Source organism: Chryseobacterium sp. GW821-FHT04C04, from assembly GCF_059420365.1.
Window position 1 is genome coordinate 551,405 of sequence record NZ_JBWKTO010000003.1, and the last position, 11,262, is coordinate 562,666.

The window sequence follows — 11,262 nt, forward strand, 5'->3', positions numbered from 1 at the left end:
TATTATTTACCAATAGCAAATTTCTTTCCAAAAATAATTTGAAAAGAAATTTGATAGTAAAAAAGGAACAAGGTTTCTGCTAATCCTCGTCTACCTCAATATCATCCTGCTTGAATTCGCATTTTAATCTAAAAGGAATCGGTGTATCTGATCCGGTATAGAAATCATCAATGGTACCCTTCCAGATGACCTGAAGCTCTCCTTCTTCATTTCTTTCGAAAAGAAGCTCGTTGTCGTAGATATAAGCATCTTCGTCATCGAAAAGATCTACTTCGGTGTAGGTTTCTTCATCAGAGTCATTGATTGTGATAGTTTTTCCTTCTATTTCCGCTGATTCGATAGGAAAATCAAAAACTTCAAGTGAAAGCTGCGGAAAGTTGTACTGTAGTGAATCATCGTCTACGTGATCCAAACTGTCATCCGTAATAACTTCAACCTCTAAAAAATGTTGTTGATTGCTGTAGACTGCTTTACAATAAGTATTTCTGATATTGTATTTTAGCGTCTCCTCCGGATGGTAAATTTTTAAAATCCCTTTCATTTTTTCTTAAAAAAGAACTGTAATAATATGATTGTTAAACGTTTTAGACAAAGATAAAAAATTGATTCAAAGTTAAAAGGATTTTGAAAATAATTTTTTTAAAATCAATTCATACCATAAGTCTGAATACCCCAATAATACTTATTTTTGTTTTCATAAAGATTCTGAAAATGAAAAACATTTTATCAAAAGGTATTCTGGGGCTGGTATTGATGATCGGTCTTGCTTCATGCAAAAAATCGGATTCTCCTCTTACAAAAGTAACGCCCAGCAATCTGGACTCTATTGCTTCCAACTACTATGAGCAGTATCTGAAGCTATACCCTTTGGATGCTACCTCTCAGGGAGATACAAGATACAACGACCAGCTTCCTATCAATATTGATAAAGATTTTATCTCAGGGGAAGTCGCTTTCTACAATTCTGTACAGAAACAGCTGGAGCATGTAGATTACAAAACGCTTTCTGATGAAGATAAAGTAGTATATGATGTGCTGGATTATACTTTAAAGGATAAAATTGAGGCATATGCCTATCATCCCGAGTATATTCCTTTTACCCAATTCGGAGGTCTCCCGCTTACTTTTCCATTGTATGGAAGCGGACAGGGGAGCCAGCCTTTCAAAACTGAAAAAGATTACAGTAATTGGTTAAAAAGAATGGAAAAATTCCCTGAATGGATGAATGCCGCCGCAGATAACTTCCGTGAAGGAATCAGCAATAAGGTAGTTCTTCCTAAAAAACTGGTTGTCAAAATGATTCCTCAAATGAAAGCAGAGGAAATCACAACGTCTGACATGGAAAAAAACATTTTCTACGGACCGGTTAAAAACTTCCCGAAAAGCTTTACTCAGGATCAGAGAGACAAATTTTCAGCACTTTATAAAGATGTTATCACGAAAAAAATCATTCCTGCCTACACAAAAATGGGAGTATTCTTAGAGAAAGAATATCTTCCAAAGGCAAGAGATACAGATGGATACAACAGCCTTCCTAACGGTAATGAAATTTACAACTATTATGTAAAAAGCTGGACCACCACCAAGAAATCTCCTACTGAGATCAATAAAATCGGACTACAGCAGGTAGCAATGCTTCGTGCAGAAATGGAAAAAGTAAAACAGCAGGTAGGTTTCTCCGGAACACTGGAAGAGTTTATCACTTTTGTAAAAACAGATCCGAAGGCGATGCCTTATAAAACTTCTAAAGAGGTTTTGAATGCTTTCAATGGCATTCTAACGAAGATTACGCCGAAACTGAAAACGATGTTTAACGTAACTCCAAAAACAAAATTTGAAATCAGACAGACGGAGAAATTTAGAGAAGCAAGTGCCAGCGCTGAATATATTCCCGGAACTCCGGATGGAAAAAGAGCGGGTATATTTTATGTTCCGCTGCCAGATCCTACCAAATTTAATGTTACCTCAGGAATGGAGTCTCTTTTCCTTCATGAGGCAATTCCAGGACATCATTATCAGGTTTCTCTTCAGCAGGAAAACACAAAACTTCCTAAATTTATGAGATTCGGATGGTTCGGAGCGTATGGGGAAGGATGGGCACATTATTGTGAAACACTAGGCCCTGAGTTCGGTTTATATACAGATCCTTATCAAAAGATGGGATATTTAAGCGATCAGATGTTGAGAGCAGTACGACTTGTAGTAGATACGGGACTTCATACCGGGAAAATGTCAAGAGAAGAAGCCATCAAATATTTCTTAAGCAACATTTCTTATGACGAGGGGTCTGCCACAGCAGAAGTAGAAAGATATATGGCAATGCCGGGACAGGCTTTAGGCTACAAAATAGGTTCTTTAAGAATCCGTGAGTTGAGAGAAAAATATCAGAAAGAATTAGGAAAAAAATTCAATCTGGCGAGTTTCCATGACGAAGTATTAAGCCAAGGATGTCTTCCTTTGGATGTTCTGAACAGAAAAATGGAGCTTTGGGCTCAAAAACAAAAATAGTTTCTTATGAGACTATTTTTGTTTTCTCATGATATCAACAAATTGCCATGAATATTAAAAGTCTAACAAAATTATTCTTACTTACTTTATTCCTAAGTACAGGAAGCACATTTTTTGCTCAAACCAAATATCAAAAGGATTTTATTGAATTCTGGACGGACATTAATGATCATTATGCGTATTTAGATCAGCAAAATATTGACTGGAAGAAGGTGAAAGAAATTTACGAGCCACAAGTGATCAAAATTTCAAATGACAACGAGTTCATTTCATTCCTCGAAAATATTCTTAATGAGCTTTATAATGGTCATACCTCTTTAAATACGAACCTGAATACGTCAAACAGGTTGATCCCATCTGGTTTGGATCTACATGTTGAGAAAACAGGAAATAAGTATTTCATCAGAGACATCCGAAAAGGTTTTGGAGCCGATCTGTCTGGGTTGAAAATAGGAATGGAAGTAACAAGATTTAACGGAAATCCTATTGAGGAACAATTGAAAAAATTTCTTCCAAAATTCACAACCCATCCTGATCAAAGAATGAATCAATACAGCATTGATATGCTTTTTGCAGGCACACATGGCACTCAAAGAGAGATTACAGCAATAGAAAACGGAAAAGAAAAGATATTCAAACCTGTTAATTATGGTAACAGAAATGAGCTGTTATATAAAAAGATATTAAATAAAAACACAGCCTACATCAAAATAAATAATTCACTATTTACCAATGACTTAATCGCTGATTTTGATAAAACACTCGACAGTTTATTTCAACACAAAAATTTGATTATTGATTTAACAGAGACTCCAGGGGGAGGAAATTCAACGGTTGCCAGGGCTATTATGGGAAGATTTACCAACCAACTTCTGCCCTATCAGACTCACGAATTTGATGAAAAGGAATATCAGACTAAAAGGCATTGGACAGAGTATGTAACTCCGAGAAAAGAAATTTACAGCGGTAATGTTTATATTCTTGTAGGACACTGGACCGGAAGTATGGGAGAAGGAATTGCCATTGGGTTTGACGGAATGAAAAAAGCACAAATTATCGGTACAAGAATGGCCGGTTTAATAGGAGCAATTTCCAATTTTCAACTCAGCGAAACTAAAATAAGATTTCAGATTCCAACGGAAAGATTATATCATATCAACGGAACGCCAAGAGAAAATTTTATTCCCGGAATCCTAACAAGAAATATTGAAGAAACGATCCAAAAAGCTAAAGAAATACAATAAAATTGATATGATCACAGAAAGTATAAGATCTCTTTTCAACAGAGATTTAAATAAATTAAAAACAGAGATAGAAGCCTATCAGACTGAAGAAAATCTTTGGGTAATTGATAAGAGTATCGCCAATTCTGCAGGTAATCTTTGTCTTCATTTAGTGGGAAACATCAACCATTTTATAGGCGCGCAGCTTGGAAATACCGGTTATGTCAGACACCGCGAGCTGGAATTCTCTTTAAAAGATGTTCCTAAAGCCGAGCTCATCAAAAAGGTTGAAGCTACAATTGCTATGATAGATTCTGTTCTTCCAAAATTGTCTGAAGAAGATCTTACAAAAGAATATCCTTTAGTAGTTTTTGAAAGCAAAATGACCACAGATTATTTTCTTATTCATCTTGTTGCTCATTTAGATTATCATTTGGGACAGATTAATTACCACAGAAGGTTGCTGGATTATTAATTCCCTTTCACTTTCTTTTGCATGATCTTTTATACCATGTCAAGGTTTAAAACCTTGACATGGTATAAAATTCAAAGACTTTTTCAGGGGAAAATTTATTTTAACTCAATAAGAAAATTACTTCTGAAAGATCATCTTCGTAATAAAATCCTTTTCTCCTTTTCCTCTTGCCGGAGAATATTCTCTGCCATAGAAAATGATCTGAAGGTGAAGCTTATTCCATACTTCTTCCGGGAATAAACTTTTAGCATCACGCTCGGTTTCCACTACATTTTTTCCGGAGGTAAGCTTCCACTGGGTCATCAAACGGTGAATGTGTGTATCTACAGGAAAGGCGGGAAACCCGAATCCCTGGCTCATGACTACCGAAGCAGTCTTGTGTCCTACTCCCGGAAGCGCTTCCAATTCTTCATAAGTCTGAGGAACAATACCGTCATGTCTTTCTAAGAGAAGTTCGGCCATTCTTTTCAGGTTTTTGGCCTTTGTATTAGACAGTCCTATTTCTTTAATCAGTTCTTTGATTTCAAATTCTTCAAGCTTCGCCATTCTCTGCGGTGTTCCTGCTACTGCAAAAAGATCGGGGGTAACCTGGTTTACTTTTTTATCTGTGGTCTGCGCAGAAAGTGCTACGGCAACCATCAATGTATAGGGATCGGTGTGATCTAGCGGAATGGGTGTGGTGGGATATAATTTATCCAGTTCTATCTGAACGAGCTCAGCTCTTTGTTTTTTTGTCATGTATGCCTTAAATTTGAACAAAATTAAATCATTATGCTGAAAGTTGGAGATAAATTACCTGAATTTGCAGGATTCAATCAAGACGGTGAAACAGTAACCTCATCAAAATTAACTAGAAAAAAACTGGTGGTTTTCTTCTATCCACAGGCCAATACACCCACCTGCACGGTAGAAGCCTGCAACCTGAGTGATAATTATACCAAGCTTAAAAAGGCCGGATTTCAATTATTGGGCGTAAGTGGTGATTCTGTGAAAAAACAGAAGAATTTCCACAGCAAATTTGCTTTTCCTTATGATCTTATTGCAGATGAAAGTCGCGATATCATTGAAAAATTCGGAGTATGGCAGGAGAAAAAAACGTTTGGAAAAACGTATATGGGAATTGTAAGAACCACTTTTATTTTTGATGAAAATGGGGTATGTACAAGAGTAATTGAAAAAGTAACTTCAAAGACTGCTGCTGAGCAGATTCTGGAAGGATAATATTTTTTAAAACACAGATAACACAAATCTTTTCACAAATAGCACAATTATGTATCTGTGTTATTTGTGAAAAGATTTTTTATGGATGTATTATTCTGTTTCGTAGTAATTTAGTTCTTCGGTCTCCCCGGGAAGAGTCACGTATTTTTGAAACTTTAAACCAAGCTTTTCGATCAGCTTTTGGGAAGAAACATTATCTTTTGAAATGATCGCAGAAATTTTAGATAATCCAAAATCATCCATCCCTATAGATTTAACCTTATGAGCTGCTTCAAAAGCATATCCTTTTCCTTCAAACTCTTCCAGTAGAGAATATCCGATATCTACCACATCAAGCCCTTCTCTTTCGAAGATTCCTACTGCTCCTATTTTTTCACTCCCTTCTTTGGTCACTAAAAGATAGTTTCCAAACCCCAGTCTTTCAATCTGTGGGGCAAATCTGTTTAGGATATAATTTTCAGCGTCTTCAATGGTATTAACATTGCGGTTGCCGATATATTGAATAAACTTTGGTCTGTTATAAAGCTCAAAAATAAAATCGCTGTCTTCACTGGACATCGGACGTAATATTAGTCGCTCAGTCTCATAGATATTATTTGCGCTTGGGTGTTTTTCTAGGCTCATCTTTCTTTGGTTCTTCCTTTTTTTCGATTTTTAAAAGTCTCGGGTTATTAGCACATTTTTTATTGTAAAGCTCAATATAGGTTCCATTGTCCTTTACATTGCTTACAGCTCCTGTTGATTTATTTACAGTCACGGTATAATGGGTTTTTTGGTAAGGACACTCCTTTGAAGTCAGCTTTCCAAGGTCAAGATAATAATTCGATTTATCTTCATGATAGTTCCCAGCAAGATCTTTGAACTCCTCATCTACCATATAACCTTCAGCAGCCATCATTACAGCAGCTTCCTGAGCATTATCAATGCGGTCAATAAATTTTTTAAGGCCTTCCACATCAGTAACATAATTTACTTTCCCTCCTTCCGAATAAGCGATGTAGTAAAAGCTTTCTTCATTAGGAAAAAGGTTGAACCCTGAAAACTGAGGGGTATAATCTACCTTCCCCGAAATCTTTATTTCTTGCCCTTTTCCATAGCTGTTGTATATCAACACCCATGAATCTACTCTACTACTTGGGTTGATCTGTTGCAAAATATTCGGAATGCTTGAAAATTTTTTCTTCTCCTGAGAATATCCTAAGATTCCCAAAAGTAAAAATATAAGAATTGTAAATCGGGTTGCAGCTTTAATCATAATTTAAAAATGAGTAGAAAATATACCAAATTTTACATAAACTTCTCGCCCTTCTTAAAGTTTTTTAAGTCAAGAACATAATCTTTAATGAGCTGGTCATTATCCCGCGGACAAATAAGAAGCGCTTTATCGGTATCTACAACAATATAATTTTCAAGACCATCAATGATTACCGCCTTGTTATTATTCCTTAACCGGATAATATTTCCTTTTGAATTATAAGAAAGTAAATGTTTCAGTGTTACCGCGTTTCCGTCTTTATCCTTTTCCGTATTTTCAAACACTGACGTCCAGGTTCCAAGGTCACTCCATCCTAAGTCTGACGGAATTACATATACATTCTTTGCTTTCTCTAAAATCCCATTATCAATGGAGATTTTCTGAACCTTAGGGTAAATGGTTTCAATACAGCTGTTTTCTTTTTCTGAATTGTACTCACAAGCCATAAAATGCTGCATCATCTCAGGAAGATAAAGGTCAAAAGCATGATGAATACTTTTTACATTCCATACAAAAATACCCGCATTCCAAAGGAAGTCCCCGCTTTCTAAAAAGCTTTGGGCAATCTCAAGAATAGGTTTTTCTGTGAATGTTTTTACTTTAAAATACTCAGAAGCTTTCTTTTCTACAAACTGAATGTATCCATATCCGGTATCAGGCCTTGTAGGGGTAATACCCAATGTTACCAAATAATCATGTTGTGAAGCCACCTCAAAGGCAAGCTCTACTTTTTCCAAAAATACATCTTCTTTAAGAATCAGGTGATCTGCCGGCAGCACAATCATGGTAGCATCCGGATTGATCTCAGCAATTTTGTTTGCCATATACAGATTACAGGCAGCTGTATTTTTCATCAACGGCTCACCCACAATATTTTCTTCAGGAATCTCCGGAAGCTGCTGATGGGATAGTGTAACATACTCTTTGTTCGTAATCACGAATATCTGCTCCTTAGGAATCACCTTGCTGATTCTGTCATAGGTTTGCTGAATCATCGTACGTCCGGTTCCTAAAATATCCTGAAACTGTTTGGGAAATTTCTGCGTACTCATCGGCCAGAACCGGCTCCCGATTCCTCCCGCCATTATAACACAGTATCTATCTGATTTTAACATTCTTAACTACATTTTTGCACCCTCGCTAAAGGCTTGAAAGAATACTTCCTTCCAGTAGCCAGGTTCTTACAAAGATAGTTTTTTTTAACCAGACCTTCCAATAAATACTTTTCGTTGCGGTATATAAAAAAATCACCCTTCTGAAGTTCTTCTACAAAATGAAGACTACTATCCTGTTTTTCAGTATGAAAATATCTTACCAGATCAGGACTCGCCATAAAATTTGCTTTGGGTGATTTCGAAAATTTCACGATGATCGGCTTGAGTTCTTGATCATAAATTTCAAGACTTTCAAGAAGCATATTTCTAAAAGTTTCTTTCCACTCGTTGCCATGAGGAGAGATTCTTCGTCCATATTTTTCAAAGGCAATCAAATGAGCCAATTCATGGGTCAATACAAAGAAAAAAAGTTGTGGGGTAAGCGTAGAGTTTACCGTAATTTCATGAGAATTATCCGGAAGTTTTCTGTAATCTCCCAGTTTTGAATTTCTATTTCGTGTAACTTTTATATGTATATAGTGATCTGAAAACCAGATTCTTAAATATTTAAGAGTATTTTGAGGTAAATATTTTTCTAATGATTGGATAGACATTTTACAAACTTAATGGAATTCCCGCATAGAAATTCAATAGTTTAAGACTGAAAAGATAATTATATTTCGCCTGTGCTACTGATCCCTGTGCATTTGCATAATTATTTCTTGCCACGTTGACGTCATAGATGGTTGTTCTTCCCGCAGCATAGCTTTTATCAGCAAAATCAAGAGCCAGTTTGGAACTTTTTTCGGCTTCCACAGCTGCCAGGTAATTTTCATAATTGGCGTCTGCATCAAACTGAGCTTTCTGTACATTCTGTCTTACGGTCTGTTTCTGCTGCTCAAGTGTATTTTTAGCAAGACTTTCGTTAACCTTAGACTGTTCAACCTGTAATTTTGTTTTTCCTTTATTGAAAATAGGGATATTAAGTGATAGCCCTACATTTTGTCCAAACTGATCTTTATATTGTTCAAAAAAATTCCCCTGCACAGTACCTGGCATAGGATCAAACTGCCTGTTATAGAAAGTGTTAAGACCAGCGCTTGCTGTTAATGTAGGCCAGAATGCTGTTTTGCTTACTTCAGTTTGTGCTTCGGCAGATCTTATACGGCTTTCCGCTGCTTTTATCTGAGGTTGTATCTCATATGCAGTTGCAAGTACATCATCTGCGGTAGTAAGTTGTAAATCAAGTTTTTCCGGAATATTCACATCTTCCACATCAAAACCTTTATAATCTGACAGTTGTAAAAGCTGAGCGATGGCAAACAAAGCACGTCCAACATTTACTTCTGCGGTTTTAAGGTTTTGTTTCTCTCTTGCCAGAGCAGCTTCAGCCTCTGCTAAAACCGTCTGTGCAGTGGTTCCAACCTGAGTTGTAATTTTAGCTCTGTCAAACTGTTTCTGAGCATTTCCCACAGCACTCTGAGAGATTTTAACAATCTCTTTATTCAACAAAGTGGTTAGATATTGTTGAGCAATCTGAAGAGAAATATCATTTTTAATGGTTTCAATGTCATATTGGCTTGCTTCTACATCAAACTGAGCTTTTCGAACATTCTTCTCTAATCTCCCATTATTATAAACCAAGATATCGGCTCCCAGGCCAACACTGTTATTGAATCTATCGTTTCTAAAGCTTCCGGCTCCTAATGATCCTTGTCCGAAACTCACCCCAGTCGTCATACTCCCCGTTACTGAAGGCAAATATTCTTTTTGAGCTGCTTTAAGATTGTATTCCTGGTTTTGTTTGTTATACTGATTTTGGATAACCTGAAGATTATGCTCCACTGCATAGCTTACACATTCTTTTAAGGACCATTTCTTCTGAGCACTTAAACCCAGATAACCTAATCCAAAAACGATGATCCAAACTTTTTTCATATGTATATGTTTATTTGTTTTTAATGGTCATATGGAATCGTGTCATCTTCATCAGTGTTGTAACTTGTAAATCACAACGATTTCATATTAAAGATTTTTCAATATTAGACGAATTAAATATAAAAAAGTTACAGATTGAAAAATTATATTTTATTTTAAAAAAACTTTTGAGAATTTTGTACCATGACAAACGAACAATATCAGGAAGCTATTGACTGGCTTTTCGTACAGATGCCCAACTACCAGATCGATGGACAGCAGGCTTACAAACCCGGGCTTGATAATATAACAAAGCTTTGTACTTTCTTTGGAAATCCTCAGGATAAGATCAAATGCATCCATATCGGTGGGACCAACGGAAAAGGCTCTTCAAGCAACATGCTGGCATCAGTTCTTCAGGAAGCAGGCTATAAAATAGGACTATACAATTCTCCGCATCTTATCGATTTCACAGAGCGCATTAAGGTTAACGGGAAAAACTGCAATAAAGAATTTGTCTTTGATTTTATTCAAAAACTAAAGACAATTCCGGAAGATATTCGTCCTTCCTTTTTTGAGTTTACCACAATTATGGCTTTTGAATATTTTTATCAGCAGCAGGTAGATTTTGCCATTATTGAAGTCGGATTGGGAGGAAGACTGGACTCAACCAACATTATTAAGCCTCTTATCTCTGCCATAACGAACGTTCAGCTGGATCATCAGAATATTCTGGGGGATACGATTGAAGAAATCGCAACGGAAAAAGCGGGAATTATTAAAAGTAACATCCCTATTGTCTCGGGTGATGACAACGAAGTAGTGAAAAATATCATCAGAGAGAAAGCAATTAAAGAAAATGCTCCATGTATAGATGCCACCAATATTAATACTTCCCTTTCTTCAGATCTGAAAGGAAACTACCAGAAAAAGAACATCAGGGTTGTCCTGGCTATGGTAGAAGAATTAAGAAAACTGGAAGTAGCTATTTCCGACAAGGATCTGGAAAACGGACTGCTCCATGTTCATCAGAATACAGGATTCATTGGCCGTTGGTTCGAATTTTCAAAAAATCCGCTTACAATTTGTGATACGGGACATAATCAGGCAGGTTTGGAGTATGTTTTTTCACAATTAAATTCAATTGACAGGCACAAGCACGTCATTTTGGGGTTTGTAAATGATAAAAAAATAGATGATGTGATGAATTTACTTCCTGAAAATTCTGAGTTTTATTTTGCAAAACCATCTGTCAACAGGGGAAGACACCCGAAAGATTATGAAAATCTGCTTCAGGAGGCGGAAATTTTTTATAAAATTTTTGATTCCGTACAAGAAGCGTATCTGTCTGCAAAAGAACACTGTACAAATGAAGAAATGATTTTTATTGGCGGAAGTAACTTTGTTGTGGGAGATTTTTTAGAAAAAAATTTGGAGATTTCTGAATAAGTTGTATATTTGCACCACTCTAAACGAGGAAACAAGTTATAGGGGCTCTTAGCTCAGTTGGTTCAGAGCATCTGGTTTACACCCAGAGGGTCGGGGGTTCGAATCCCTCAGGGCCCACAC

The 11,262-nt window shown here is 36.4% G+C and carries 12 protein-coding genes and 1 tRNA gene; 6 read left to right on the forward strand and 7 right to left on the reverse strand.

Features of this window, described 5'->3' with window-relative positions:
* Window positions 1–79: 79 nt before the first annotated feature.
* Window positions 80–541 carry a hypothetical protein gene (locus AC07UM_RS12370; RefSeq protein WP_077413277.1) on the reverse strand — a complete coding sequence of 154 codons (462 nt, stop codon included), beginning with the start codon at window positions 539–541 and terminating at the stop codon, window positions 80–82.
* 170 nt (window positions 542–711) lie between these two features.
* On the opposite strand from AC07UM_RS12370, the gene AC07UM_RS12375 reads away from it, so the two are divergent.
* From AC07UM_RS12375 to AC07UM_RS12385, 3 genes are read left to right on the forward strand one after another with little or no spacing between them, the layout of a single operon-like run.
* A complete protein-coding gene (locus AC07UM_RS12375) occupies window positions 712–2,508 on the forward strand; it encodes a DUF885 domain-containing protein (RefSeq protein ID WP_494683225.1) in 1,797 nt (598 codons plus the stop codon).
* A gap of 47 nt (window positions 2,509–2,555) precedes the next feature.
* On the forward strand, window positions 2,556–3,752 hold the full coding sequence (locus AC07UM_RS12380) for a S41 family peptidase (protein ID WP_494683224.1): 1,197 nt from the start codon (window positions 2,556–2,558) through the stop codon (window positions 3,750–3,752).
* Window positions 3,753–3,759: 7 nt separating this feature from the next.
* Window positions 3,760–4,206 carry a DinB family protein gene (locus AC07UM_RS12385; RefSeq protein WP_494683223.1) on the forward strand — a complete coding sequence of 149 codons (447 nt, stop codon included), beginning with the start codon at window positions 3,760–3,762 and terminating at the stop codon, window positions 4,204–4,206.
* Window positions 4,207–4,323: 117 nt separating this feature from the next.
* Here AC07UM_RS12385 and AC07UM_RS12390 read toward each other — a convergent pair whose 3' ends face one another.
* On the reverse strand, window positions 4,324–4,944 hold the full coding sequence (locus AC07UM_RS12390) for an endonuclease III domain-containing protein (RefSeq protein ID WP_494683222.1): 621 nt from the start codon (window positions 4,942–4,944) through the stop codon (window positions 4,324–4,326).
* 33 nt (window positions 4,945–4,977) lie between these two features.
* Here AC07UM_RS12390 and bcp point away from each other — a divergent pair, with 33 nt between their 5' ends.
* On the forward strand, window positions 4,978–5,427 hold the full coding sequence (gene bcp / locus AC07UM_RS12395; protein WP_494683221.1) for a thioredoxin-dependent thiol peroxidase: 450 nt from the start codon (window positions 4,978–4,980) through the stop codon (window positions 5,425–5,427).
* A 90-nt stretch (window positions 5,428–5,517) separates the two neighbouring features.
* Here the strand turns inward: bcp and AC07UM_RS12400 are convergent, their stop codons facing one another.
* Genes AC07UM_RS12400 through AC07UM_RS12420 form a run of 5 tightly spaced genes read right to left on the reverse strand, consistent with a single transcriptional unit; the run spans window position 5,518 to window position 9,714 of the window.
* Window positions 5,518–6,051 (reverse strand): GNAT family N-acetyltransferase, encoded by a 534-nt coding sequence (locus tag AC07UM_RS12400; protein WP_494683220.1) that lies wholly within the window; start codon window positions 6,049–6,051, stop codon window positions 5,518–5,520.
* Complete coding sequence (locus AC07UM_RS12405; protein WP_494683219.1) at window positions 6,020–6,682, reverse strand: hypothetical protein; 663 nt, start codon at window positions 6,680–6,682, stop codon at window positions 6,020–6,022. Before AC07UM_RS12405 ends, AC07UM_RS12400 begins: the two co-directional genes overlap by 32 nt.
* Window positions 6,683–6,714: 32 nt before the next feature.
* A complete protein-coding gene (locus AC07UM_RS12410; protein WP_228409946.1) occupies window positions 6,715–7,797 on the reverse strand; it encodes a mannose-1-phosphate guanylyltransferase in 1,083 nt (360 codons plus the stop codon).
* 2 nt (window positions 7,798–7,799) lie between these two features.
* Complete coding sequence (locus AC07UM_RS12415; RefSeq protein ID WP_494683218.1) at window positions 7,800–8,390, reverse strand: SprT-like domain-containing protein; 591 nt, start codon at window positions 8,388–8,390, stop codon at window positions 7,800–7,802.
* Window position 8,391: 1 nt separating this feature from the next.
* Entirely contained in the window at window positions 8,392–9,714 is a 1,323-nt protein-coding gene (locus AC07UM_RS12420) for a TolC family protein (protein WP_184558916.1), read from the reverse strand.
* Window positions 9,715–9,897: 183 nt separating this feature from the next.
* Here AC07UM_RS12420 and AC07UM_RS12425 point away from each other — a divergent pair, with 183 nt between their 5' ends.
* Both AC07UM_RS12425 and AC07UM_RS12430 read left to right on the forward strand, forming a co-directional pair.
* Window positions 9,898–11,142 carry a bifunctional folylpolyglutamate synthase/dihydrofolate synthase gene (locus AC07UM_RS12425; protein WP_494683217.1) on the forward strand — a complete coding sequence of 415 codons (1,245 nt, stop codon included), beginning with the start codon at window positions 9,898–9,900 and terminating at the stop codon, window positions 11,140–11,142.
* Between the two features lie 42 nt (window positions 11,143–11,184).
* A tRNA-Val gene (locus AC07UM_RS12430) sits at window positions 11,185–11,259 on the forward strand.
* Window positions 11,260–11,262 lie beyond the last annotated feature (3 nt).

Bases quoted from the DNA above. Each gene is read 5' to 3' on its own strand.
- AC07UM_RS12370 (WP_077413277.1), bottom strand. From the start codon at position 541: ATGAAAGGGATTTTAAAAATTTACCATCCGGAGGAGACGCTAAAATAC.
- AC07UM_RS12375 (WP_494683225.1), top strand. From the start codon at position 712: ATGAAAAACATTTTATCAAAAGGTATTCTGGGGCTGGTATTGATGATC.
- AC07UM_RS12380 (WP_494683224.1), top strand. From the start codon at position 2,556: ATGAATATTAAAAGTCTAACAAAATTATTCTTACTTACTTTATTCCTA.
- AC07UM_RS12385 (WP_494683223.1), top strand. From the start codon at position 3,760: ATGATCACAGAAAGTATAAGATCTCTTTTCAACAGAGATTTAAATAAA.
- AC07UM_RS12390 (WP_494683222.1), bottom strand. From the start codon at position 4,944: ATGACAAAAAAACAAAGAGCTGAGCTCGTTCAGATAGAACTGGATAAA.
- bcp (WP_494683221.1), top strand. From the start codon at position 4,978: ATGCTGAAAGTTGGAGATAAATTACCTGAATTTGCAGGATTCAATCAA.
- AC07UM_RS12400 (WP_494683220.1), bottom strand. From the start codon at position 6,051: ATGAGCCTAGAAAAACACCCAAGCGCAAATAATATCTATGAGACTGAG.
- AC07UM_RS12405 (WP_494683219.1), bottom strand. From the start codon at position 6,682: ATGATTAAAGCTGCAACCCGATTTACAATTCTTATATTTTTACTTTTG.
- AC07UM_RS12410 (WP_228409946.1), bottom strand. From the start codon at position 7,797: ATGTTAAAATCAGATAGATACTGTGTTATAATGGCGGGAGGAATCGGG.
- AC07UM_RS12415 (WP_494683218.1), bottom strand. From the start codon at position 8,390: ATGTCTATCCAATCATTAGAAAAATATTTACCTCAAAATACTCTTAAA.
- AC07UM_RS12420 (WP_184558916.1), bottom strand. From the start codon at position 9,714: ATGAAAAAAGTTTGGATCATCGTTTTTGGATTAGGTTATCTGGGTTTA.
- AC07UM_RS12425 (WP_494683217.1), top strand. From the start codon at position 9,898: ATGACAAACGAACAATATCAGGAAGCTATTGACTGGCTTTTCGTACAG.